23 protein-coding genes are annotated in these 24,260 nt (G+C 45.3%); 22 read left to right on the forward strand and 1 reads right to left on the reverse strand.

The window, feature by feature from the left end; all coding sequences use genetic code 11:
• The first annotated feature begins 42 nt into the window (after window positions 1-42).
• The 17 genes from ACY8DX_RS07245 (at window position 43) to spoVM (ending at window position 17,855) form a co-directional block, all read left to right on the forward strand.
• The gene (locus ACY8DX_RS07245) at window positions 43-2,712 is read left to right on the forward strand and encodes a calcium-translocating P-type ATPase, SERCA-type (protein ID WP_049671480.1); all 2,670 of its coding nucleotides are present in this window, start codon (window positions 43-45) and stop codon (window positions 2,710-2,712) included.
• A 105-nt stretch (window positions 2,713-2,817) separates the two neighbouring features.
• The gene (locus ACY8DX_RS07250) at window positions 2,818-3,693 is read left to right on the forward strand and encodes a YicC/YloC family endoribonuclease (protein WP_439803031.1); all 876 of its coding nucleotides are present in this window, start codon (window positions 2,818-2,820) and stop codon (window positions 3,691-3,693) included.
• A gap of 52 nt (window positions 3,694-3,745) precedes the next feature.
• Window positions 3,746-4,009 (forward strand): extracellular matrix/biofilm regulator RemA, encoded by a 264-nt coding sequence (gene remA, locus ACY8DX_RS07255; protein WP_049671478.1) that lies wholly within the window; start codon window positions 3,746-3,748, stop codon window positions 4,007-4,009.
• A gap of 9 nt (window positions 4,010-4,018) precedes the next feature.
• Complete coding sequence (gmk, locus tag ACY8DX_RS07260; protein ID WP_049671477.1) at window positions 4,019-4,636, forward strand: guanylate kinase; 618 nt, start codon at window positions 4,019-4,021, stop codon at window positions 4,634-4,636.
• 1 nt (window position 4,637) lies between these two features.
• Window positions 4,638-4,856 carry a DNA-directed RNA polymerase subunit omega gene (gene rpoZ, locus ACY8DX_RS07265; protein ID WP_049671476.1) on the forward strand — a complete coding sequence of 73 codons (219 nt, stop codon included), beginning with the start codon at window positions 4,638-4,640 and terminating at the stop codon, window positions 4,854-4,856.
• A 214-nt stretch (window positions 4,857-5,070) separates the two neighbouring features.
• A complete protein-coding gene (gene coaBC / locus ACY8DX_RS07270; protein ID WP_462406457.1) occupies window positions 5,071-6,282 on the forward strand; it encodes a bifunctional phosphopantothenoylcysteine decarboxylase/phosphopantothenate--cysteine ligase CoaBC in 1,212 nt (403 codons plus the stop codon).
• Entirely contained in the window at window positions 6,282-8,696 is a 2,415-nt protein-coding gene (gene priA / locus ACY8DX_RS07275) for a primosomal protein N' (RefSeq protein ID WP_462406458.1), read from the forward strand. Before coaBC ends, priA begins: the two co-directional genes overlap by 1 nt.
• Before the next feature lie 17 nt (window positions 8,697-8,713).
• Window positions 8,714-9,199, forward strand: coding sequence for a peptide deformylase (gene def / locus ACY8DX_RS07280; protein ID WP_462406459.1), 486 nt, complete (start codon window positions 8,714-8,716; stop codon window positions 9,197-9,199).
• Window positions 9,196-10,137, forward strand: a complete 942-nt coding sequence (gene fmt, locus ACY8DX_RS07285) for a methionyl-tRNA formyltransferase (protein ID WP_462406460.1) — start codon at window positions 9,196-9,198, stop codon at window positions 10,135-10,137. The genes def and fmt overlap by 4 nt, the downstream gene beginning before the upstream one ends.
• Window positions 10,138-10,140: 3 nt before the next feature.
• A complete protein-coding gene (gene rsmB, locus ACY8DX_RS07290) occupies window positions 10,141-11,487 on the forward strand; it encodes a 16S rRNA (cytosine(967)-C(5))-methyltransferase RsmB (protein WP_462406461.1) in 1,347 nt (448 codons plus the stop codon).
• Window positions 11,488-11,489: 2 nt separating this feature from the next.
• The gene (gene rlmN, locus ACY8DX_RS07295) at window positions 11,490-12,575 is read left to right on the forward strand and encodes a dual-specificity RNA methyltransferase RlmN (protein WP_439803028.1); all 1,086 of its coding nucleotides are present in this window, start codon (window positions 11,490-11,492) and stop codon (window positions 12,573-12,575) included.
• A 4-nt stretch (window positions 12,576-12,579) separates the two neighbouring features.
• Window positions 12,580-13,335, forward strand: a complete 756-nt coding sequence (locus tag ACY8DX_RS07300) for a Stp1/IreP family PP2C-type Ser/Thr phosphatase (RefSeq protein WP_049671469.1) — start codon at window positions 12,580-12,582, stop codon at window positions 13,333-13,335.
• 5 nt (window positions 13,336-13,340) lie between these two features.
• The gene (gene pknB, locus ACY8DX_RS07305; protein WP_462406462.1) at window positions 13,341-15,371 is read left to right on the forward strand and encodes a Stk1 family PASTA domain-containing Ser/Thr kinase; all 2,031 of its coding nucleotides are present in this window, start codon (window positions 13,341-13,343) and stop codon (window positions 15,369-15,371) included.
• Between the two features lie 16 nt (window positions 15,372-15,387).
• Window positions 15,388-16,269 carry a ribosome small subunit-dependent GTPase A gene (rsgA, locus tag ACY8DX_RS07310; protein WP_049671467.1) on the forward strand — a complete coding sequence of 294 codons (882 nt, stop codon included), beginning with the start codon at window positions 15,388-15,390 and terminating at the stop codon, window positions 16,267-16,269.
• 2 nt (window positions 16,270-16,271) lie between these two features.
• Window positions 16,272-16,916 (forward strand): ribulose-phosphate 3-epimerase, encoded by a 645-nt coding sequence (gene rpe / locus ACY8DX_RS07315; protein ID WP_439803027.1) that lies wholly within the window; start codon window positions 16,272-16,274, stop codon window positions 16,914-16,916.
• A gap of 109 nt (window positions 16,917-17,025) precedes the next feature.
• Entirely contained in the window at window positions 17,026-17,676 is a 651-nt protein-coding gene (locus tag ACY8DX_RS07320) for a thiamine diphosphokinase (protein ID WP_462406463.1), read from the forward strand.
• A 98-nt stretch (window positions 17,677-17,774) separates the two neighbouring features.
• Complete coding sequence (spoVM, locus tag ACY8DX_RS07325; RefSeq protein WP_049671465.1) at window positions 17,775-17,855, forward strand: stage V sporulation protein SpoVM; 81 nt, start codon at window positions 17,775-17,777, stop codon at window positions 17,853-17,855.
• Between the two features lie 176 nt (window positions 17,856-18,031).
• Here spoVM and rpmB read toward each other — a convergent pair whose 3' ends face one another.
• Window positions 18,032-18,220, reverse strand: coding sequence for a 50S ribosomal protein L28 (gene rpmB / locus ACY8DX_RS07330; protein ID WP_049671464.1), 189 nt, complete (start codon window positions 18,218-18,220; stop codon window positions 18,032-18,034).
• A gap of 242 nt (window positions 18,221-18,462) precedes the next feature.
• Between rpmB and ACY8DX_RS07335 the strand changes: the two genes are divergently transcribed.
• The 5 genes from ACY8DX_RS07335 (at window position 18,463) to recG (ending at window position 24,239) form a co-directional block, all read left to right on the forward strand.
• On the forward strand, window positions 18,463-18,825 hold the full coding sequence (locus ACY8DX_RS07335) for an Asp23/Gls24 family envelope stress response protein (RefSeq protein ID WP_049671463.1): 363 nt from the start codon (window positions 18,463-18,465) through the stop codon (window positions 18,823-18,825).
• A gap of 18 nt (window positions 18,826-18,843) precedes the next feature.
• Window positions 18,844-20,523, forward strand: coding sequence for a DAK2 domain-containing protein (locus ACY8DX_RS07340; protein ID WP_049671462.1), 1,680 nt, complete (start codon window positions 18,844-18,846; stop codon window positions 20,521-20,523).
• Between the two features lie 109 nt (window positions 20,524-20,632).
• Window positions 20,633-21,295 (forward strand): L-serine ammonia-lyase, iron-sulfur-dependent subunit beta, encoded by a 663-nt coding sequence (sdaAB, locus tag ACY8DX_RS07345; protein WP_049671461.1) that lies wholly within the window; start codon window positions 20,633-20,635, stop codon window positions 21,293-21,295.
• Window positions 21,296-21,309: 14 nt separating this feature from the next.
• Window positions 21,310-22,194 carry an L-serine ammonia-lyase, iron-sulfur-dependent, subunit alpha gene (gene sdaAA / locus ACY8DX_RS07350; protein WP_049671460.1) on the forward strand — a complete coding sequence of 295 codons (885 nt, stop codon included), beginning with the start codon at window positions 21,310-21,312 and terminating at the stop codon, window positions 22,192-22,194.
• Window positions 22,191-24,239 carry an ATP-dependent DNA helicase RecG gene (recG, locus tag ACY8DX_RS07355; RefSeq protein WP_049671459.1) on the forward strand — a complete coding sequence of 683 codons (2,049 nt, stop codon included), beginning with the start codon at window positions 22,191-22,193 and terminating at the stop codon, window positions 24,237-24,239. The genes sdaAA and recG overlap by 4 nt, the downstream gene beginning before the upstream one ends.
• Window positions 24,240-24,260: the final 21 nt, after the last annotated feature.

The following is a 24,260-nucleotide window of genomic DNA, read 5'->3' on the forward strand; positions in this document are numbered from 1 at the left end:
AAGTAAGTCATTCGGATTGTAGAAGGAGGTTGTACTCGTTACATGAAGTTGGTAGAAATGGACAAAGAACAGTTACAATCCGCTTTTAATGTCGATATGAAAAAGGGATTGAGCCATCAGGAGGCAAAGAAACGCTTAAAGCAATACGGACAGAATGAACTGGCAGAGGGTGAGAAGCAGTCTGCGCTCATACTGTTCTTCAATCAATTTAAGGATTTCATGGTTTTAATCCTGCTTGCGGCCACCCTGGTGAGCGGGTTGCTTGGAGAGTATGTTGATGCCATTGCGATTATCATGATTGTGCTTGTTAACGGATTTTTGGGTTTTTTCCAAGAACGGAAGGCAGAGAAGTCTTTATCTGCGTTAAAGGAAATGGCAGCGCCGCAAATGATGGTGCAAAGGGATGGTTTATGGACGAAGGTTCAGGCTAAGGACTGTGTTCCGGGAGATATCGTTAAATTTGTCAGCGGTGACCGGATTGGCGCAGATATCCGCATCACGAAGGCGCAAAGCCTGGAGGTGGAGGAGTCTGCCTTAACCGGTGAATCTCTTCCGGTTATGAAATCGGAAGGTGCAATGGTAAAGGAAAGCGCAGGTATTGGTGATCAGGTGAATATGGCCTTTATGGGAACGCTCGTGACGAGAGGGTCTGGCGAGGGAGTGGTTGTTGCAACTGGGATGAAAACAGCGATGGGACAGATTGCTGATTTACTGCAGAATGCCCAAAGTCAGCAAACTCCGCTGCAAATTCGGCTTGAGCAATTAGGGAAGATCTTAATTGTGGCTGCCTTGTTCCTGACCTTATTAGTGGTTGGTATTGGCGTTTTGCAAGGAAATAATTTATATACAATGGTTCTTGCCGGAGTATCACTCGCTGTTGCGGCTATTCCAGAAGGATTGCCAGCCATTGTCACGGTTGCTCTCTCGCTCGGCGTGCAGCGTATGATTCGAAAAAATGCCATTGTGCGCAAGCTGCCTGCGGTTGAGACGTTAGGGTGTGCATCGGTTATTTGTTCAGATAAAACCGGGACCATGACCGAGAATAAAATGATGGTGACAAGGCTCTGGATTGGCGGCCGGGATTGGACGGTTACCGGTAAGGGGTTTGAACCTTCAGGTGAGTTTGAATGCTTGCAGGGAAGCACGGATGACACAGAGGTCAGGCAGCTTTTGACTTACGGAATTCTTTGTAATAATGCTGAATTGAAATTAAAGAAAAAGAATTATTATATAGAAGGCGATCCGACTGAAGGGGCCATGCTTGTTGCAGCTATGAAAAAAGGAATCGATCGTCAGCTTCAATTTGAGAATTATCAGCTATTAAAGGAATTTCCGTTTGAATCTGAGCGGAAGCTGATGAGTGTAATGGTTAAGGATGCGAATGGCAGACAATTTGTCATTACAAAGGGAGCCCCGGATGTGCTGCTTGGCCGATGCGGCTCTGTACAAATGAATGGGCGCATGCAGCGGATGGATGAGAAGATGCTATCAACCATTATGGCCTCAACAGAGCAAATGGCTGAACAAGCCCTGCGAACGATTGCGGTTGCTTATAAAAGTGTTCCTGCCAATACGGCGATCCTTGATGAGAATGATGCGGAATGTGAACTCGTTTTCCTTGGATTGCAGGGAATGATGGACCCGCCGAGGGCAGAGGTGGCCCAGGCTGTTCAGGAATGCCGGGATGCGGGAATCAAGACGGTGATGATTACAGGTGACCATATGATAACCGCAAAGGCAATAGGAGAGAACCTCGGCATTTATCGAAAAGGCGACAGAGTCATTTCTGGAGCGGAATTGGACAAAATGTCAGCTGAGGACCTGACGGAGGTCGTGGAGGAAACATCCGTGTTTGCACGCGTGTCTCCGGAGCATAAGCTGAAGATTGTATCTGCATTCCAGGAAAGAGGCCATATCGTCGCAATGACAGGAGATGGCGTCAATGATGCTCCGGCAATCAAGGCAGCTGATATTGGCATTGCGATGGGGATTTCTGGTACAGATGTTGCAAAGGAGACCTCCTCTTTAATTCTCTTGGATGATAATTTCGCCACGATTAAGGCAGCGATTAAGGAAGGGCGGAATATTTACGAAAATATTCGAAAGTTCATCCGTTATTTGCTCGCCTCAAATGTTGGGGAAATCTTGGTCATGTTGTTTGCCATGATCATCGGGCTGCCGCTTCCGCTCTTGCCAATCCAAATTTTATGGGTCAATCTCGTAACAGATGGGTTGCCGGCAATGGCACTTGGGCTTGATCAGCCGGAGGAAAATGTAATGAAACGTCCGCCGCGGCACCCGAAGGAGGGGGTATTTGCCAGAGGACTTGGCTGGAAGATTATCTCGAGGGGATTTTTGATTGGTTCGGCGACCTTGCTGGCATTTGTTACGGTCTATAAGTCAAATCCGGATAATCTCCAATATGCCCAGACTGTTGCCTTCGCCACTTTAGTGCTAGCACAGTTGATCCATGTATTCGACTGCAGGAGCGAGAAGTCGATCTTCTCACGCAATCCCTTTGGGAACAAGTACCTCGTGTGGGCTGTGCTCTCCTCTATTGCGTTAATGGTCGTCGCGCTTTATTATCCGCCGCTTCAGGCAGTGTTCCATACCGTCTCGATTGAACCTCGGGATTGGCTCTTGATTGTTGGTATGGCATCGATTCCAACTTTTTTGCTGGCTGGAACATTTTATGTAAGTAAATCGAAATAAATTGTGATATAATTTTTAAGGTAGTAGAGGGTTCTCTATTACCTTTTTATTTTTATATGGTTTCATTTTAGATAGTGAAACGGTGTAGATTGGAGCTGTTGCTAAATGATCTTAAGCATGACTGGTTATGGAAGAGCAAAAAACGAAGATGATACATTGGCTATTACTGTAGAGATGAAAAGTGTCAATCACCGTTTTTTTGAGTGCAGTATCCGATCGCCTCGACAATTAATGATGTATGAAGACAGAATGAAAAAGATTATTCAGCAAAAGTTACAAAGGGGTAGAATTGAAGTCTTTATCAGCCTCCAAGGAGAAGGGGCTGTTAAGCGGGTTGTAACGCCTAACTGGGAACTAATGGACCAGATTATGAATATATCATCTGAATTCAACAGCAGGTTCAGCGCTTTTACAGAAACGAAGCTGACCGACCTGCTCCAGCTTGAGCACTTCATTCAGATAGAGGAAAAAGAACAGGACAACTCAAGTCTCGAAGGCTTGCTGTTGAAGACTGTGGAAGAAGCAGCCGCACATCTATCCTCCATGAGGGAGAAGGAAGGCCAATTTCTAAAACAGGATTTATTGGGACATTTACAAAAGCTTCAGGGGGAACTTGAGGTTGTCGAAAGGCTTGCTCCGACTGTGCCGAAAGCTTATGAAGCACGATTGAAGCAAAAACTTGAAGAAGCTGTCGGGGATGCTTATGATAAAAATAGGCTGCTGACTGAGATTGCTTTGTTTACGGATAAAGCGGATATACATGAAGAAATCTCAAGGCTGAAAAGCCATATTGTCCAATTTGCTGAGGGTCTGGAGGCATCCGGTCCTATTGGAAGAAAGCTTGATTTCATCATCCAGGAAATGAATCGTGAAACCAATACAATTGGTTCTAAGGCAAGTGATTCAGGCATCGCAAAAGAAGTGGTCGAAATGAAGGCGATTCTTGAGAAAATGAAAGAGCAAGTCCAAAATGTAGAATAAACAGAGTTTATGACCATACATACAAGCAAACAATAGGGATGGAGGCTAATCAATGTCAATCAAATTAATCAATATCGGTTTTGGGAACATCGTTTCCGCCAATCGTATTGTAACCATTGTTAGTCCGGAGTCGGCACCTATAAAGAGAATTATCCAGGATGCAAGGGATAAAGGCTCATTAGTGGATGCCACGTATGGAAGAAGGACGCGCGCAGTCATCATTACAGATAGTGACCATGTCGTCTTATCAGCTGTTCAGCCGGAAACGGTAGCAGCAAGATTACATGATCGAGATGAAAGCGTGTCGGAAGGATAGGTGAAAGTGTTGGAAGAAAAAGGATTATTAATCGTATTATCGGGGCCATCAGGTGTTGGAAAAGGAACGGTAAGAAAAGCCATCTTTGACCAGCCTGATGTTAATTTTGAATATTCTATCTCAGCGACCTCCCGTAAGCCTAGGGAGGGAGAGGTTCATGGGGTTGATTATTTCTTCAAAACGCGTGAGCAATTTGAAAACATGATTGCCAATGATGAACTGCTTGAGCATGCTGAATATGTTGGCAATTATTATGGCACTCCGATTGAGTACGTTAAGAAGACCTTGGAGGAAGGAAAGGACGTCTTCCTTGAGATTGAAGTACAAGGGGCAAAGCAAGTTAGAGAGAAATTCCCGGATGGGCTGTTTATTTTCCTTGCGCCTCCAAGTCTGAAGGAATTGGAGAACCGCATCGTGACAAGGGGAACGGAAACGGATGAGTTAATCCGCAACCGCATGAAAGCTGCTCGTGAAGAAATTGAAATGATGAACCTATATGATTATGTGGTCGAAAATGATCGTGTCGAGCATGCATGTGAGCGAATCAATTCTATTGTTGTTGCTGAGCATCTCCGCCGTGAACGTGTGGAAAAACGATATCGAAAACTATTGGAGGAAGAAAAATAATATGTTATATCCATCTATTGACGCATTGTTAACGAAAATTGATTCAAAGTATTCTTTAGTATCTGTGGCAGCTAAGCGTGCCCGCTTCTTACAGGAATCAGGCGAGCCTTCTAGAATCGCAAAGCCGGTTTCACATAAATATGTCGGCAAAGCGCTTGAAGAAATCCATTCAGGCGACCTTACCTACAAAGTTGTTTCAGACGAAGTTCTAGATTATTGATATAACAGAAAGAAAACAACCTTACAGCTTCTGAAGGTTGTTTTTTTTGCTGGCAGTAATACCGTGCACCGTTTATAGTAAAGAATAATAGGAATAAGTTTGCGGGAAAAGCATTTCCCGCTTTTTTTAGAAGACTGTACGGAAAGCCCGTATAAAGCTGGGTGAACAGCTGGGAAGCACAGTCTGCAGAATAGTTGATGGCGGAGGGAAAGAAATGCTGAAAGATAAGAAAATCCTTTTGTTTGTTACCGGCGGAATTGCCGTTTATAAAGCAGCGACCCTAACGAGCAAGCTTGTGCAGGCAGGGGCAGAGGTTAAGGTTGTTATGAGTGAATCTGCCATGAAGTTTGTCACACCGCTCACGTTTCAGTCCTTGTCTAGAAATGACGTCTTCTTTGACACATTTGATGAAAAAATCCCTGGGAAGATTGCTCATATCGATTTGGCTGATTGGGCAGATGCTGCTGTTATTGCTCCTGCGACAGCCAATATCATTGGGAAATTGGCGAACGGGATTGCAGATGATATGGTGTCTACCATTCTGCTTGCTGTAACGGCTCCACTTTTCATTGCACCAGCGATGAATGTCCATATGTATGAGCATAAGGCAGTGCAGCGCAATATGAATCGCTTGCGTGAGGATGGCTATTCCTTTATTGAACCGAATGAAGGATATCTGGCCTGTGGTTATGTCGGAAAAGGCAGGCTGGAGGAGCCGGAGGCTATTGTCGAAGTGCTGAGCGCGCACTTTGATCCAGGTACACGTCCTTTATATGGGAAAAGGATCCTTATTACGGCAGGACCGACCCGAGAGAAAATTGACCCAGTCCGATATGTATCTAATTATTCAACAGGAAAGATGGGCTATTCTCTGGCAGAGGCAGCGCTGAAGATGGGGGCTGAGGTCACCGTGGTAAGCGGTCCAGTTACCGTCATACCGCCGTCTGGTGCCCGAGTCATTTCAGTTGAGAGTGCATTGGAGATGTATGAGGCAGTCATGGAGGAAATGACAAATGCAGATATTATCATCGGCACAGCCGCTGTGGCAGATTATAAACCGCTTCAAGCAGCAAGCCAGAAGGTCAAGAAGCAGGATGGAGATATGAGCCTGGCGATGACCAGGACGAAAGATATTCTAGCGGAAGCCGGGAGACGAAAAAACGGACAAATTCTAATCGGTTTCGCTGCGGAAACGAATAATGTGGAAGAGTACGCCAAGAAAAAGCTTGTGAAGAAGAATGCGGATATGATTGTGGCCAATGATGTCATGAAAGAGGGAGCAGGCTTTGGCACAGACACAAATATTGTGACACTTTACAAGAAAGATGGCACCTCGGTGGAATTGCCGTTAATGAGCAAGCTTGAGACTGCAGAGGCAATTCTGAATGAAGCAGCCAGGATGGAACCCATCGAGGCAAATGTGTAATGATAGCTGAAGTCATTGTCGATGTGCCGGCCCAGCAAACGGACCGGCCTTTTGATTACCGTGTCCCCGATAAATGGGCCGGAATGATTCAAGAAGGCATGAGGGTTACAGTACCATTCGGACCGCGTAAGCTGCTTGGTTTTGTGGTGAGACTGAAGGAGACCTCTGAGTTTAAGGCGTTAAAGAGTATCAGCGGTCTTCTAGATATAGAGCCAGCTCTGAATAAAGAGCTCCTTGAACTCGGGCATTGGCTGGCTGATGAGACGATGTGCTTTAAGATCTCCGCCTTCCAAGCAATGCTTCCGGCAGCCATGAAGGCGAAATATGAAAAGCAAGTCAGGCTCTCAAGGGACATGTCAGCAGCAGATCTGCTGCCGGAGCTCCAGTCTGCCTTTCAAAAAACAGGAACCGTTAAATGGGATGATGTCCAAAATGATGCGTTATTGCCGCTCATAAAAGCTGAAATGGACCGTGGAGTGCTAGAGCTCTCCATCAAAGTCAGCAATAAAGGAAATGTAAAAAAGGAAAAATATATTAAGCCTCTGCTCGACCGGGACGGCCTGATAAATCAGCTGAATGCAACGGCCAAAACCGCTAAGAATCAAAGGCTTGTGCTGAATTATTTCTTAGAGAACAACGAGGAGGTCTCCCTGTCAAAAGTTTTGAAGGAGACAGGTTTATCCGGCTATTCAGCACTTAAACCGCTCGTCAATAAAGGTGTTCTTCACATGGAAGAACGAGAATCCTACCGGGATCATTATGACCAGCAGGAATTTGAGGCAGATGCTACCCTGCCCCTGACAGAAGAGCAGCGTGGTGCAATGGGACCGATTGAGAGGGCTGTAGCGGAGAAAAGGAATGAAACCTTCCTGCTGTACGGGGTAACTGGAAGCGGCAAAACGGAAATCTATCTCCAATCCATCAAGCGCATTGTCGATCAAGGGAAAGAAGCCATTGTGCTTGTGCCGGAGATATCGTTAACCCCCATGATGGTTACACGCTTTAAACGCCGCTTTGGCAATTTGGTTGCCGTGTTACATAGCGGATTGTCCACTGGTGAAAAATATGATGAGTGGAGGAAAATTCAGCGTGGCGAGGTGAAGGTTGTCGTTGGGGCAAGATCTGCTGTATTCGCTCCGTTTACGAATATCGGCCTGATTATCATTGACGAGGAGCATGAGGGCAGCTATAAGCAGGAGGAGACACCGAGGTATCATTCAAGGGATGTCGCTTTGAAACGGGCAGGCCATCATCATTGCCCGGTTATCCTAGGCAGTGCCACTCCGTCGCTTGAAACCTTTGCCCGTGCAAAAAAAGGGGTATATACCTTGCTCACGCTGAAAAGCCGTGTCAATCAGCGGGCCTTGCCGGAAGTGTCTATCGTTGACATGAGGGATGAAATGAGAGGCGGGAATCGTTCTATGTTTTCTGAGCTTCTATTTGAGAAGCTGAAGGAGCGAGTGGAAAAAGGTGAGCAATCCGTCTTAATGCTTAATCGGCGCGGACATTCATCCTTTGTCATGTGCCGCAATTGCGGTTTGGTTGTTACTTGTCCAAACTGTGATGTGTCAATGACCTTCCACCGCGTCCAGTCGCTCATGAAATGTCACTACTGCGGGCTGGAAGAGAGAGTGCCGGATGTATGCCCTGATTGTGGAAGTGACCATATCCGCTATTTTGGAACCGGTACGCAAAAGGTTGAGGAGGAACTTGGCAAACTGATGCCGCATGCAAGAGTCATCCGGATGGATGTTGATACAACAAGTCGTAAGGGAGCTCATGAGGCTTTATTGAAGAAGTTTGAGGATGGACAGGCTGATATTCTGCTCGGCACGCAAATGATTGCTAAGGGCCTGGATTTCCCGAAGGTAACGCTCGTCGGTGTTTTATCGGCTGATACAATGCTCCATCTGCCGGACTTCCGGGCATCTGAACGAACATTCCAACTGCTTACACAGGTGAGCGGACGTGCGGGCAGGCATGAGCTGCCTGGCGAGGTCGTCATCCAAACCTACACGCCAGAGCATTACAGCATCCAGCTCGCCGCCGAACAGGATTATGAGGGATTCTTCATGCGGGAGATGTTTCTAAGGAAGCAAAATGATTATCCGCCGTATTATTATATCGCCCTATTGACCGTATCTCATGAGGATGTGCTAAAGGCAATGGATACGGCAGATAAGATTACGACATTCATTAAGAGGAATGTCGGCCCGCATACAGTGGTGTTCGGACCATCTGCTTCTCCTATGTCCAGAATCAATAATAGATATAGATACCAATGTCTGATAAAATACAAGCGGGAACCGAAACTAACGGAAATCTTAAAAACATTAAATGAAACATATGGACGAAATGCTGCACAATCCGGTCTTCAACTGTCGATTGATGTGAATCCGTTTATTATGATGTAGAAAGAAGGAAAAAAGAAGTGGCTGTATTACCAATCGTGAAACATCCAGACAAGAGGCTGGAGACAATCTGCAAGAAGGTAGAGGTCTTTGATAAGAAATTAGCAAAGCTGCTTGATGATATGTACGATACGATGATTGAGGCTGATGGCGTAGGTCTTGCTGCTCCTCAAATAGGCAAAAATATTCAAGTAGCCATCGTTGATGTGGATGATGAATCTGGAACAATTGAATTGATCAATCCCGAACTCATTGAAAGTAATGGGAAGGATACGGATATAGAAGGGTGCTTGAGCTTCCCGGGAATTTACGGGGAGGTTGAAAGACCGACATTTGTAAAGGTTCAGGCACAGGACCGCTTTGGCAGATGGTGCGTGATAGAGGCGGAGGATTATATGGCAAGAGCGATTCTCCATGAGATGGACCATCTGGAGGGAGTGCTGTTTACCTCGAAGGTAAGCCGTTATGTGAGTGAAGAAGAGTTGGAAGGATATGAAGCAGAATGACAAGAATCGTATTTATGGGCACGCCGGATTTTTCCGTAGGCGTCTTGGAACGTTTAATTGAAGATGGGTATTCAGTTGTCGGGGTTGTTACGCAGCCAGACCGTCCTGTAGGCCGTAAACGTGTGCTGACACCGCCGCCAGTCAAGGTGACCGCCGAAAAGCATGGTATTCAAGTGCTTCAGCCTGAGAAAATCAGACTGGATGAAGAGGTCGATAAAGTATTGGCGCTTGAGCCAGATTTAATCGTGACAGCTGCATTTGGACAAATTCTGCCGAAACGTCTGCTTGAGGCACCTAAATACGGCTGCATTAACGTCCACGCGTCCTTGCTTCCAGAACTGCGCGGTGGAGCGCCTATTCATTATGCAATCATACAGGGGAAAGAGAAAACCGGCGTGACAATCATGTATATGGTGGAAAAATTAGACGCAGGAGACATGCTTGCAAAAGTAGAAGTGCCAATCGAGGAAACCGATCATACAGGAAGTCTGCATGATAAATTAAGCGCTGCTGGGGCAGAGCTGACTTCAAAGACAATTCCAGCCCTTTTAAACGGGGAAATCACTCCTGTGAAGCAGAATGAGGAAGACGCGACTTTCGCTTCAAATATTAAACGGGAGCAGGAATTAATCGATTGGACAAAAACCGGCGAAGAGATTTATAACCATGTACGTGGTTTGCATCCGTGGCCAGTCGCCTATACTTTATTTAAAGGGAAAGTCATTAAGATTTGGTGGACAGAAAAAGTATCCTCCACAAAGGCTGGCGAACCTGGAGAGGTGCTTGAACTTCTTAAGGATGGTATCCTTGTGAAGACTGGCAATCAAACAGCTATTAAGATTACGGAATTACAGCCTGCCGGCAAGAAAAGAATGAGCGCCGAGCAAATGCTAAGAGGTGCACATGACTTTGCGCCAGGAATGAAATTGGGAGAATAAAGAATGCCTCAAAAAAAGAATGTCAGGGAAATTGCCCTGGATATATTAACGGCTGTACAAAAGAATAAAGCATACAGCAATCTATCACTTAACCACGCTATTAAGGAATCGGAGCTATCTTCAAAAGATGTCGGCTTATTAACCGAACTTGTGTATGGCACGATTCAGCGTGAAATGACATTGGACTATTATATAACCCCATTTATCAAAAATCCTAAAAAAATGCAGCCTTGGGTACTGAGTTTATTGAAAATGACCGTCTTCCAGATGCAATACTTAGATCGCGTGCCAGACAGGGCAGCCATTCATGAAGCGGTCGAAATTGCGAAGAAAAGAGGCCACCGGGGTGTAGCATCGCTTGTGAACGGTGTGCTTCGCTCCATTCAGCGTGAAGGAGTGCCTGATATCTCAGCAATCGAAGACCCGCTTGAGAGGATTTCCATTTCAACAAGCCATCCGCTCTGGCTCGTGAAGCAATGGGCTCAGCAATTTGGTTTGGAGAAAACGGAACAAATGTGTGAGGAAAACCTGCATGCACCAGTTCAGACAGCAAGGGTTAATAGCCTGAAAACAACGAGGGAAGAGGTTCTGAAAATCCTTGCAGAGGAAGGATTTACGGCGGAGCCGAGCCTCTTGAATGAAGATGGTATCCGGTCCTTGCGCGGCAATCTGGCATTGTCTGATGCATATAAGAATGGACTGATCAGCATTCAGGATGAGAGCTCTATGCTTGTTGCCCACGCGGTTTCACCAAATGGAGAAGAGATGGTGCTGGACAGCTGTGCCGCTCCTGGCGGTAAAACAACGCATATGGGTGAGAGAATGGAGAATGAGGGGAAAATTATTGCCCTTGATTTGCATGCTCATAAGACAAAATTAATTGATGAACAGGCAATGAGACTTGGTTTGTCGAATATAGAGACTAGACAGATGGATGCACGAAAAATTGCAGAGTTTTTCGAGCCGCAAACATTTGATAAAATATTAGTAGATGCCCCATGCTCAGGCCTTGGTGTGCTGAAGAGAAAGCCGGATGCCAAATATACAAAAACAGAGGCAGACCTTCATTCTTTATCAGCCATCCAATTAACGATCCTAAGGAAAGTATCCGGACTCGTAAAGGCTGGGGGAACAATCACGTATAGCACATGCACGGTAGGCAGAGAAGAAAATGAAGCGATTATCGATGCCTTTTTAGAGGAGAACAAGGAGTTTGAACGAGACCTTACCCTTGCAAGTCGACTGCCTGAAGCTGTCAAGCCATATGTCAACGAGAACACTGTACAAATACTACCACAATATTTCGGAAGTGATGGATTCTTCATTGCTTCCATTCGAAGGAAGGCTTAATAATGGAACAATCAAAAGTGAAGGCAGTAAAGAAGCAGGATGAAAAGCCGTCAATCTACTCCTTGCAGCTAGATGAACTAAAAGAATGGCTCGAACAAAATGGCGAAAAGGCATTTCGAGCATCACAAATATATGAATGGCTATATGAGAAGAGAGTATCCTCCTTTGAGGATATGACGAATCTTTCAAAGGGTCTTCGCACCAAATTGGCGGAATCCTTTACCTTAACAACCTTAAACACGCTTATTCAGCAAACATCTAAGGATGGCACGATCAAATTCTTATTTGAGCTGCATGATGGCTACTCCATTGAAACGGTTCTAATGAGACATGATTACGGTAATTCAGTCTGTGTTACCACTCAGGTTGGCTGCCGGATTGGCTGTACGTTCTGTGCATCCACATTGGGCGGGCTGAAACGAAATCTGGAGGCAGGAGAAATCGTCGCACAGGTCGTAAAAGTACAGCAAGCGCTTGATGAGCTTGGTGAGCGCGTCAGTTCCGTCGTTATCATGGGTATTGGCGAGCCGTTCGATAATTACGATAATATGATGTCCTTCCTGCGCATTATCAATCATGATAAAGGGTTGAATATCGGTGCCCGTCATATTACGGTGTCAACGAGCGGAATTGTACCGAAGATCTATAAGTTCGCCGATGAGAAGCTTCAGATTAACTTTGCTATTTCCCTTCATGCGCCGAATACGGAGCTGCGAAGCAAATTAATGCCAATTAACCGGGCTTATAAGCTTCCTCAGCTGATGGAGGCTGTTAAGTATTATGTGGATAAAACAGGCCGGCGTATCACGTTTGAGTATGGTTTATTCGGCGGGGAGAATGATCAGGTTGAGCATGCGGAGGAATTGGCTGCCTTAATTAAGGGATTGAAATGCCACGTAAACTTAATTCCGGTCAACTATGTGCCGGAGAGAGACTATGTACGTACCCCGAAAGAGCAAATTAAACTATTTGAAGATACGCTTAAAAAGCATGGTGTGAACGTAACGACAAGAAGAGAACAAGGGCATGATATTGATGCGGCATGCGGACAGCTGCGTGCGAAGGAAAGGAAAGAAGAGACGAGGTGAAGGGATGAAGGCTGTTTTTAGGACTGACCGGGGAAAGGTTAGAGTGCATAATGAGGACCAAGGAGGGATCTTCTTTCGAGAAGAACCCTCTTATATGGCTTTTGCCATCATTGCTGATGGGATGGGCGGTCATCGAGCAGGAGATGTCGCAAGCGAGATGACTGTTTCTATCTTGAAGGAAGCGTGGGAGAAAACGGACCTTGATGAAGCGCCTGCTTCCATCGAATCATTTTTACAAGACCAAATTCAAATCGCTAATCGTGAGCTTCACCGCCATTCTCAGACACATGAGGAATGTGAAGGAATGGGAACGACCATTGTTGCGGTACTTTGCACCGAGCGGAGTGCAACAATTGTTAATGTGGGTGATTCTCGATGTTATTTGTTTAATGAAGATGGGTTTAAACAAGTTACGGAAGACCATTCTTTAGTTAATGAATTAGTGCGTTCCGGTCAAATATCCAAAGAAGACGCCGAGCATCATCCAAGAAAGAATGTCATCCTCAGAGCACTAGGTACAGAAGCAACTGTGGAGGTAGATGTCCGGACGATTGTGTTTGAGGAAGGGGATTTACTCCTCCTATGTTCGGACGGCCTTTCTGATAAATTATCAGAAGCAGAAATACGGGATATCCTTATGAGCGGCCAATCGCTTGATGAGATGGCAGATACGTTTATTCAAAGGGCGAATGATAATGGGGGAGAAGATAATATCACTCTAGCAATCCTTCTTCACAACTTTGAAAGTGAAAGAGGGTGAGTTGAATGTTGATAGGGAAAAGAATCAGCGGCCGTTATAAGATCATCCGCATGATTGGCGGCGGCGGCATGGCGAATGTATATCTGGCGAGAGATATGATTCTTGACCGTGATGTGGCATTGAAGGTTCTCCGGATGGATTTCTCTAATGATGAAGAATTCATCAAGCGGTTTCACCGTGAGGCACAATCGGCAACCAGTCTGACTCACCCGAATATTGTCAGTATTTATGATGTCGGTGAAGAGGACGGTATTTATTATATCGTGATGGAATATGTTGATGGCATGACGCTTAAGCAATACATCCAGGCTTTTTCTCCGATACCTGTAGAGAAAGCACTCGACATTATGAAACAAATTACGTCCGCTTTAGCGCTTGCACACCAAAATCACATTGTACATAGAGATATCAAGCCTCATAATGTTTTGATCGATCATGAGGATAATGTGAAAATAACGGATTTTGGCATTGCGATGGCGCTGAGTGCGACATCTATTACTCAAACAAACTCTGTGTTGGGCTCTGTCCATTATCTTTCCCCAGAACAAGCGAGGGGCGGGATGGCAAACAAAAAGTCTGACATCTACTCCCTTGGGATCGTCATGTTCGAGCTCCTGACAGGCAGGCTGCCTTTCTCGGGAGAGTCGGCTGTTTCCATTGCTTTAAAGCATTTGCAGTCCGAGACACCGTCACCAAGAAGGTGGAACCCAGCTATTCCTCAAAGTGTAGAGAATATCGTCTTGAAAGCAACGGCTAAAGATTCCTTCCACCGTTATGCAAGTGTGGAGGAAATGGCAGAGGATTTGAATACGGCTCTCAACCCGGAAAGGCTGAATGAAAGCAAGTTTGTCATACCGGAAGATGATGATGTCACGAAAGCCATTCCAATTATCACGAATGATGAACTGTTCCAGAATCAGGATGAGACGAAGGTTATAGCTGAACAGGATGATACAGTCGCATCGGGTGCATCATCAAAAAAGAGCAGTGACGGCAAGAAGACCAAGAAGGACAAAAAAGAAAAAAAGAATAAGAAGGCAGATAAAGGGAAAAAGCCGAAGAAGAAACGAAGCTGGGTAAAGATTACGGCCATTATCTTTGGTATTATGGTTGTCTTGGCTGTTTTGGCCGTCCTATTCCTGCCCGGAATTCTGGCTGCGAAGGATGTAGAGGTCCCGGATGTTTCAGATACTCAACTGGACAAGGCCCTTTCCGCTTTGGGAGCATCAGGCCTTGAAATTGGTGAAGTCATCGAGAGAGAGGATGATGAAATCGAAGACGGCAATGTGATTAAAACGGAGCCAGAAGCAGGCAGCATCGTGAAGGAAGGCTCATCGGTCGATGTATACTACAGCATTGGGAAAAAGAAGGTTGAAGTGCTGAATTACATTGGGCGTGATTATGAGGACATTGAAAACCTGCTGGAAAACTTCGGCTATAAAGATATCGTTATTAATAAAGTGAATGATGAATCTGAGGTTGGAACGGTTCTTGAGCAGGAGCCTGGCAAGGGAGAGAGTGTTATTCCATCAGAGACGGTTTTGACGCTGACAGTATCCAATGGACCAGCCAAGGTGAATTTGAAAGACTTAACGGACTATACGAAGAAGGCTTTGGATGATTATGCCGCAGATACAGGTCTAAGAATCACGTTCGCTGAGGAACAATACAGCGATTCCGTTCCTGCAGGCCAGGTTATTTCTCAATCTCCAGCAGCAGGAACTGCTCTTGAGGTGGGTTCCGAGGTGAATGTTGTTCTCTCTAAAGGAGCGGAAGAAATCCCGCCGCAGGAGGAGACGAAGGAAGTAACCATTACGTATGATGAAGAACTTGAAGGAACACCTCAGACAGTGACCATCTTAATTGAGGACCTTGATAATACGATGACAGAACCCGTAGAGACATTCGAAATAACGGAAACGGTTAAGAAAACCTTGCATTTCAGGATTCCGTACAAGGGACGAGCGGGGTATAAAATCATTAAGGATAACAGTGTGTATGACGAAGGCGTCATCAATTATTCCGGAAATGATTGAATAAAGGAGTGAATATATGCCTGAAGGCAAAATCATTAAAGCATTAAGCGGCTTTTATTATGTTATGGATGGTAACCAGATCATCCAGTGCAGAGGACGCGGTGTTTTCAGAAAGAAGAAGGTATCTCCTTTAGTTGGTGATATCGTTGATTTTCAAGCAGAAAACCCGACAGATGGCTATATCATGGAAATTAAGGAACGGAAGAATGAGCTAGTCCGTCCCCCTATCGCCAATATTGATCAAGCCATTCTTGTCTTTTCTGCCGTAGAGCCCGAATTCAGCCCTGGATTGCTTGACCGCTTTCTTGTGCTGGTTGAATCAAAGGCCATTGCGCCAATTATATGCATCAGCAAGGTAGATTTGTTGGATGAAGCTGGATTAACTCAGATTGAGGGATATGCAGAGCATTACCGGAATATCGGCTATAAGGTGATTCTTACCTCTTCCAATGAGGAAACAGGCGTTGCAGACCTAATGCCGTTTATCCACGGAAAAACATCCGTTTTTGCCGGCCAATCGGGCGTAGGAAAATCCTCTTTATTGAACGCTCTTGATCCGGAGTTGAATTTAAAGACAAACGAAATTTCTTCGCATTTAGGACGAGGCAGACACACGACAAGGCATGTTGAATTAATCAATATTGGAGACGGCTTGATTGCCGATACACCGGGATTCAGTTCTCTAGAATTCACCGATATTGATGCGGTTGAGCTTAGTGATTGCTTCCCTGAGATAAGAGAAAAGAGTGCAGAATGCAAGTTCAGGGGATGCATGCATGTGAAGGAACCGAAATGTGCGGTGAAGGAAGCTGTTGAATCCGGTGAGATAGAGTCCTATCGATATGACCATTATCTGCAGTTCCTAGAAGAAATTAAAGATAGAAAGCCGAGGTATTAATTATGGTAAAGATTGCACCATCCATTTTATCAGCTGACTTTTCTAAATTAGGAGAAGAAATCAAGGATGTTGAACGCGGCGGGGCTGATTGGATTCATATTGATGTGATGGACGGGCATTTTGTTCCGAATATCACGATTGGTCCGTTAATTGTTGAAGCGATCCGTCCGATTACGAAGCTCACTCTTGATGTCCATTTAATGATTGATAATCCAGATCAATATATTGAAGCTTTTGCAAAAGCGGGTGCTGATTATATTACCGTTCATGCAGAGGCCTGCACACATTTGCACCGGACCATTCAGTTGATCAAGTCATTCGGCGTGAAAGCTGGTGTGGTGCTGAATCCTGCAACACCGGCTTCTGTGCTGGAATATGTGCTGGAAGAGCTTGATATGGTCCTTCTCATGACTGTCAATCCAGGCTTTGGAGGACAAGCCTTCATTCCATCAGTGCTCGATAAGATCGAACAAGTCCGCAGCATGATTGATGAGAAGGGATTGGCTGTTGAGATTGAGATTGACGGCGGTGTTAATCCTGAGACGGCAAGACAATGTGTCGAACGCGGGGCAACCGTGCTTGTGGCAGGTTCGGCTATCTATAACAAAGCAGACCGAAAACAGGCAATTGCCGATATTCGCGGATAAGGCGAAGATATAAGGAAGATATAGTGAAAAATCACCGATGAAAGGGTGATCCGATTGGGCCGCTTGGCTTATGCCGGATCATCCTTTTTCTTCAGAAGGAGGAATTGATGTGAATATTCGAATTGTCGCAGGAGGACCAGAGGAGGGGCTGCCTGACCTGAAAGCAATCGCAGCCATGGAGGATAGGCAGCTCTGGTGCGGAGCCGACAGAGGTGCTTTGGTACTTGCTGAGAGGGGCATTGAGATGGAAGCAGCCTTTGGTGATTTTGATTCCGTTACGGAGGAGGAAATGGACACAATCCGTCAATTTGCCAAGGAAGTCTATCCATACCCGGCGGAAAAGGATGAGAGTGATCTTGAGCTTGCTGTTGAATGGGCTTATGGGTTAAACCCAGACAAGATAACCATTTATGGAGCTACAGGCGGAAGGATGGATCATGCCATGGCTAATATGATGCTTCTTGCAAGCGAGGAACACCTGAAGCAGCCGGTAAAGACAGAGCTTGTGGACAATCAGAATGAGATCTCCTTTTATGAGCCTGGGGTTTATACAATTCACGAACAAGAGAAGCGTTATGTATCCTTCCTGCCTATTAGTAAAGAAATATCCGGCATGACACTTACCGGCTTTTTGTATCCTTTGACAAATGATACGTTAATCCGGGGCAGAACACGGTCAATCAGCAATCAATTAAATTCCCCTACCGGTACTTTTTCGTTTACCTCCGGCATATTAATGATGATAAGAAGCACAGATTAATATGCTCTAGATAGGCTAATAGCATTTATAGATAAGCCATTAATGCAGGATGAACCAGGAAAAGGATCAGTTTCAGGCTAGCATTAAGGAGGGACAGAATGAAATTTTATACGATTAAATTGCCCCGCTTTTTAGGCGGGATTGTCAAGGCTATGTTAGGAGCATTCAAGAAAGGATAAGGGATGGCGGGCTTTTTTGCCTGCCGGCCTTCGAAATTTATACACTGTTTCGCACCCGTCATTTTCATGAGGGTGTTTTTTTATGAGAAAGTTTTGTTCCTTAAGAGGGTTAATTTGGTGAATAGGGGAAAAATGAAAAAGCATCCTGCCTTGACAGGATGCTTTGTTTCGCTTGATTAAACGCGTTCAACTTTGCCAGATTTAAGCGCTCTTGCAGAAACGTATACTTTTTTCGGTTTTCCGTTTACAAGAATACGTACTTTTTGAACGTTCGCTTTCCATGTACGTTTGTTAGCGTTCATAGCGTGAGAACGGTGGTTTCCGGAAGTTGTTTTTCTACCAGTGATAACACATTTGCGTGCCATAGCCAAATTCCCTCCTTACGTGCTTATGTTAATGAGTTCTTTTAGTCGGTCTCTTCAAAAGATACCTTAATAATTTAACACACCTCCTGAGAGATTGCAATACAATTGGGACGGTCTTTCAAGAAAAAAGCCTTGACATAAGATTTTAACTTTGATTAATTGAAATAGGATAAAGACTTTCCATTCAAAAGTGATTATAGTAAAATGTTTTTAGCTATGGTTAACCTAAAGGGGGAATTAGTATGTCCATTGAAATGAGCACCAAATTCGGACAAATAGATATTTCGAATGATGTAGTGGCAATCATTGCAGGCGGTGCAGCGGTTGACTGCTACGGTATTGTTGGCATGGCATCAAAGAACCAAATTAAAGACGGACTTAGCGAAATTCTTCGTAAAGAAAACTTCTCCAAGGGAGTTGTGGTCAGACAAGAGGAAGATGAAATACACATTGATATGTATATCATCGTGAGCTATGGAACAAAAATCTCAGAGATTGCTCACAACGTACAATCTAAAGTGAAATATACGTTGAATCAAACTGTAGGACTATCGGTTGAATCCGTTAATATTTTTGTTCAAGGGGTTCGTGTGACGAATCCGTAATTTAAGGAGGAAATTTTAGTGGTTATAACATCTATTGACGGCAAAAGATTCGCCGAAATGGTCATACAGGGAGCAAACAGGCTTTCTGCCAACGCAAAATTAGTTGATGCGTTGAATGTCTTCCCTGTACCGGACGGAGATACAGGGACGAATATGAACTTGTCGATGACTTCTGGAGCGAATGAAGTTAGAAATAATGTGCAAGATCATATCGGAAAAGTAGGATCTTCCCTGGCGAAGGGTCTTCTAATGGGTGCGCGAGGCAACTCCGGCGTTATCTTGTCCCAGTTGTTCCGCGGATTTGCAAAGAACATTGAAGCGAAAGCGACGATTAACAGCAAAGATTTTGCACAAGCGTTCGAAGCTGGGGTAGAAACAGCTTATAAAGCGGTTATGAAGCCTGTTGAAGGTACCATTCTTACGGTTGCAAAAGATGCAGCTAAAGCTGGTATGACAGCTGCTGAGAAGGAAGAAAGCATTACAGCTGTTATGGAGGCTGTTCTTGCAGAAGCGAAGGCTTCCTTGAAGCGTACGCCTGATCTATTGCCGGTTCTTAAGGAAGTTGGCGTTGTTGACAGCGGCGGGCAAGGACTTGTATTTGTGTATGAAGGTTTCTTAGCAGAGCTAAGAGGTGAGAAATTAGCTGAAACACCAGATAGCAAGCCGAAAATGGACGAGCTTGTCAAGGCTGAGCATCATATGAGCGTTCAAGGCCATATGAAAACCGAAGACATTGAGTTCGGCTACTGCACAGAGTTTATGGTTCGCTTTGAGCCGGAGAAGATTGCAGAAAACCCATTCAATGAAGAAAAATTCCGTCAGGATTTAAGCCAGTTTGGAGATTCCTTGCTTGTTATCTCAGATGATGACATTGTAAAGGTTCATATCCATGCTGAGAATCCTGGAAATTGCTTGAATTATGGGCAAAAATACGGCAGCTTGATCAAAATCAAGGTTGAAAATATGCGTGAACAGCATTCCACGATTTTGAATGAAACAGATAACCAATTACGTGAGAATACAGTTCCTGCGCAAACAGAAAAGAAACCATTCGGCGTTGTTGCCATCGCCATGGGAGAAGGAATCGCTGACCTGTTCCGAAGCATCGGCGCTGATATTGTCATCGAAGGCGGTCAAACAATGAACCCGTCTACAGAGGATATCGTTAAAGCGGTTGAATCAATCAATGCGGACCACATCTATATCCTTCCGAACAACAAAAATATCATTATGGCGGCTAACCAAGCCTCTGATGTGAGCGAGAAGGCTGTAACAGTGATTCCAAGTAAAACAATCCCTCAAGGATTAACAGCTCTTCTTTCCTTCAACCCTTCTGCAGCTGCACAAGAGAATGAGGAATTGATGAACGAAGCTCTGCAAAATGTCGTGACTGGACAAATTACATTTGCTGTTCGTGACACAAGCATTGAAGGCCTTGAAATTGAGAAAGACGATTACATGGGTCTGATCGACGGCAAGATTAAAGTCAAAAATAAGGATCGAGTCGAGGCGGCAAAAGAAGTTCTAAGCACGATGCTGGATGACGCTGAGATTTTAACGATTCTATATGGTGAGGAAACTTCCGAGGATGAAGTTGATGCCCTTGTTGATTACTGCGGCGAAGAATACCCGGATCTTGAAGTAGAGGTCCATAATGGTAAACAACCGCTTTATTCCTATATTTTTGCGGCTGAATAAAAAGAGCATAATGTGGAAAAGAGAATAGAAGGGGTCTCGCCCCTTCTATTTCATTATGTACAGATATTTAAGATATTTATCGGATATCGTAGGAGGAGAGGATACACACATGAAATATAAAAGTGTCTTTGATATTATCGGTCCTGTCATGATCGGTCCCTCAAGCTCGCATACAGCAGGAGCTGCCCGTATCGGCCGAGTTGCACGCAGTCTATTCAATCGCCAGCCTGACTGGGCGGTTGTTTCCCTGTATGGATCATTTGCCAAGACCTATAAGGGACATGGGACAGATGTGGCCATCATTGCCGGATTGCTTGATTTTGACACCTCAGATCCCCGCCTGCCACAGGCATTGGAAATTGCCAAGAAAGAAAATCTGAAAGTGACATTTATTGAAGAAGAGGCCATTACAGATCATCCGAACACGGCAAGAATTCGCATGGGTGATAGTGAAGGAGAAATGGAACTGGTGGGAATCTCCATCGGCGGCGGGAAAATAGAAATCCTCGAATTAAACGGCTTCGAGCTGCGTCTCTCCGGCCATCATCCGGCCATCCTCGTTGTCCATGATGATAAATTTGGCGCCATTGCCAGTGTTTCCAATGTGTTGGCACGTCATCAGATTAATATCGGCCATATGGAAGTATCCAGAAAAGAGGTTGGAAGCACAGCCTTGATGACGATTGAAGTGGACCAAAATATCGGGCAGGACATATTGGATGAAATCACTCAACTAGACCATATTACAAGAGTAACGAAAATAGCTGATTAAAGGGAGGGTAATGGATGTTTCGCAATGTAGCTGAGCTGGTTGAATTAGCCGAAACGAGACAAGTGAAAATAGCTGAAGTGATGATTCAGCAGGAAATGGATGTGACAGGCAGATCGCGCGAGGAAGTCATCCAATTTATGGACCGCAACCTCACTGTCATGGAAGAAGCCATCGAAAGAGGCCTTAAAGGAGTTAAATCCCATTCAGGATTAACCGGAGGGGACGCGGTGCTGCTTCAAGAATATATTAAGAAGGGGAAAAGCCTTTCCGGCGAAGTATTGCTGGATGGAGTCAGCAAGGCGGTCGCGACCAATGAGGTAAATGCAGCGATGGGGACAATTTGTGCAACCCCGACAGCAGGGTCTGCCGGTGTCGTGCCAGGTACCTTATTTGCCGTTAAAGAGAAGCTGAACCCCACGAGACAGGAAATGATTGAATTTCTTTTCACATCAGGAGCATTTGGATTTGTCGTAGCCAATAATGCCTCCATTTCAGGAGCTGCCGGCGGATGCCAGGCTGAAGTAGGCTCTGCCTCTGGTATGGCCGCTGCGGCAATTGTGGAGCTTGCCGGAGGTACACCATCCCAATGTGCTGAGGCGATGGCAATCACGCTGAAAAACATGCTGGGTCTTGTTTGTGATCCGGTAGCAGGTCTTGTCGAGGTACCTTGTGTTAAACGGAACGCAATGGGAGCAGCCAATGCGATGGTTGCAGCTGATATGGCCCTTGCAGGCATTAAGAGCAGGATTCCATGTGATGAGGTAATTGACGCGATGTACAAAATTGGTCAGACGATGCCGGTTGCACTTAGAGAGACTGCTCAGGGCGGTTTGGCTGCTACTCCAACCGGACGCGAGCTGGAAGCAAAAATATTCGGGATATCGCTGGAGAAGAAATGAACCCGTTAGCACAGCTGTCGGTTGAAGAAGTAAAAGGAGTGGGAAATGAATCAAGGATGCTTTTGGAGTCCATTGGAATTCATACAGTGGATGATCTTTTGAACTATTTCCCATACCGTTATGAGGATTATCGCGTCAAGGATATCGTTGAAGCTGCTCATGATGAGCGAATTACCATTGAGGGAATTATCCAATCAGCTCCGAATGTATCTTATTTCGGCCGGAAAAAATCAAGGCTGACCTTCAAGCTGCTGACCGGCCGCCATCTCATAACCGTTATCTTCTTCAATCAGCCTTATATCAAGAACAAGCTGGTATTAAATGAATCCATTACCGTTACCGGCAAATGGGATAAGAACAGGCTGACGCTGACTGCGTCGGAGTACAAGCTGAATGCAGTTGCTCGTACCCATGAATTTGAGCCTGTTTATCATACGAGAGGCGATTTATCGGTCAAAATGCTCCGCAAGTGGATCAAACAGGCCTATGCCGATTATTATGCAGATATCCCAGAAATTTTGCCGGAGCGTTATTTGACGGAATATAAGCTTCCGCCGCGAAGTGTGGCAATGAGGTATTTGCATTTCCCAAAAGACAGCATGGAAGTGAAGCAGGCACATCGCCGTTTTGTCTATGAGGAGTTCTTGTTATTCCAGCTGAAAATGCAGGCGCTTAGAAAGGTGAACCGCGAAAGCTCAAATGGGAAGGTGCATGCCTTCAATAATGAGAAGGTCAAGGATTTTATTGCCTCCTTGCCATTTGAGCTGACTGATGCTCAGAAGAAGGTCGTGAATGAAATTCTTGCTGATATAAGGTCTCCCTACCGCATGAATCGTCTCCTCCAAGGAGATGTTGGCTCAGGTAAAACGGTTGTCGCTGCCATTCTCCTATATGCGGCCGTTACGGCAGGCAGCCAGGGTGCCTTAATGGTACCGACAGAGATCCTAGCGGAGCAGCATGCAAACTCGCTGTATGATTTGCTGACACCGTTTGGAGTCGAGGTTGCTTTGCTCACATCAAGTGTGAAGGGGAAACGCCGCAAGGAAATGATGGACCTGCTGGCACAGGGTGAGATTGATATTTTGATAGGGACTCATGCGTTAATTCAAAAGGATGTAAACTTCAAGGATTTGGGATTGGTCATTACGGATGAGCAGCATCGGTTTGGTGTAAGCCAGCGCCGAATCCTCCGTGACAAGGGCGAAAGTCCGGATGTCTTATTTATGACAGCAACTCCAATTCCCCGCACGCTTGCTATCACAGCCTTTGGAGAGATGGATGTATCTATTATCGATCAGCTCCCTTCTGGAAGGAAAACGATTGAAACGTATTGGGCAAAGCATTCCATGCTAGGGCGGATTCTTCAATTCATGGAGAAGGAATTAGCTAAAGGAAGACAGGCGTATGTCATTTGCCCGCTGATTGAGGAATCGGAAAAGCTTGATCTTCAAAATGTACTTGATGTCCATGCAGCCATGACTCAATATTTCACGCCGAAATATACAGTCGGACTCATGCATGGCAAGCTGCCGGCTGATGAGAAGGATGAGGTGATGCGGGGATTTGGAAAGAATGAGATTCAAATCCTTGTCTCTACTACAGTCGTTGAAGTTGGTGTGAATGTGCCAAATGCAAGTGTAATGGTCATTTATGATGCCGAACGATTTGGATTATCACAGCTGCATCAGCTGAGAGGACGGGTCGGGCGCGGAGCTGAACAATCCTATTGTGTTTTGATTGCAGACCCGAAAACAGAAGTAGGTGTGGAACGGCTGAATGCCATGTGTGAGACGGCAGATGGATTCGTGTTGAGCGAGAAGGATCTTGAACTAAGGGGTCCTGGTGATTTCTTTGGAAGCAAGCAAAGCGGCCTTCCTGAATTTAAGATGGCTGATATGGTTCATGATTACAGGGCATTGGAGACAGCGCGCAAGGATGCAGATGAATTAGTCAATTCCACGGAGTTCTGGGAGTCGGATGAATATATCTATTTAAGAGAATACTTGAATGCATCAGGTATTCTCGAGGGAGAAAAACTAGATTGACTAAACAGATTGCGCCGGAGT

This window comes from Gracilibacillus sp. Marseille-QA3620 (genome assembly GCF_054950035.1).

Coding starts and splice junctions, on each gene's coding strand:
- rpmB (WP_049671464.1), bottom strand. CDS start 18,220: ATGGCACGCAAATGTGTTATCACTGGTAGAAAAACAACTTCCGGAAAC.
- fmt (WP_462406460.1), top strand. CDS start 9,196: ATGACAAGAATCGTATTTATGGGCACGCCGGATTTTTCCGTAGGCGTC.
- ACY8DX_RS07245 (WP_049671480.1), top strand. CDS start 43: ATGAAGTTGGTAGAAATGGACAAAGAACAGTTACAATCCGCTTTTAAT.
- ACY8DX_RS07300 (WP_049671469.1), top strand. CDS start 12,580: ATGAAGGCTGTTTTTAGGACTGACCGGGGAAAGGTTAGAGTGCATAAT.
- coaBC (WP_462406457.1), top strand. CDS start 5,071: ATGCTGAAAGATAAGAAAATCCTTTTGTTTGTTACCGGCGGAATTGCC.
- rpe (WP_439803027.1), top strand. CDS start 16,272: ATGGTAAAGATTGCACCATCCATTTTATCAGCTGACTTTTCTAAATTA.
- rlmN (WP_439803028.1), top strand. CDS start 11,490: ATGGAACAATCAAAAGTGAAGGCAGTAAAGAAGCAGGATGAAAAGCCG.
- sdaAA (WP_049671460.1), top strand. CDS start 21,310: ATGTTTCGCAATGTAGCTGAGCTGGTTGAATTAGCCGAAACGAGACAA.
- pknB (WP_462406462.1), top strand. CDS start 13,341: ATGTTGATAGGGAAAAGAATCAGCGGCCGTTATAAGATCATCCGCATG.
- priA (WP_462406458.1), top strand. CDS start 6,282: ATGATAGCTGAAGTCATTGTCGATGTGCCGGCCCAGCAAACGGACCGG.
- ACY8DX_RS07250 (WP_439803031.1), top strand. CDS start 2,818: ATGATCTTAAGCATGACTGGTTATGGAAGAGCAAAAAACGAAGATGAT.
- rsgA (WP_049671467.1), top strand. CDS start 15,388: ATGCCTGAAGGCAAAATCATTAAAGCATTAAGCGGCTTTTATTATGTT.
- rpoZ (WP_049671476.1), top strand. CDS start 4,638: ATGTTATATCCATCTATTGACGCATTGTTAACGAAAATTGATTCAAAG.
- sdaAB (WP_049671461.1), top strand. CDS start 20,633: ATGAAATATAAAAGTGTCTTTGATATTATCGGTCCTGTCATGATCGGT.
- ACY8DX_RS07335 (WP_049671463.1), top strand. CDS start 18,463: ATGTCCATTGAAATGAGCACCAAATTCGGACAAATAGATATTTCGAAT.
- remA (WP_049671478.1), top strand. CDS start 3,746: ATGTCAATCAAATTAATCAATATCGGTTTTGGGAACATCGTTTCCGCC.
- recG (WP_049671459.1), top strand. CDS start 22,191: ATGAACCCGTTAGCACAGCTGTCGGTTGAAGAAGTAAAAGGAGTGGGA.
- rsmB (WP_462406461.1), top strand. CDS start 10,141: ATGCCTCAAAAAAAGAATGTCAGGGAAATTGCCCTGGATATATTAACG.
- spoVM (WP_049671465.1), top strand. CDS start 17,775: ATGAAATTTTATACGATTAAATTGCCCCGCTTTTTAGGCGGGATTGTC.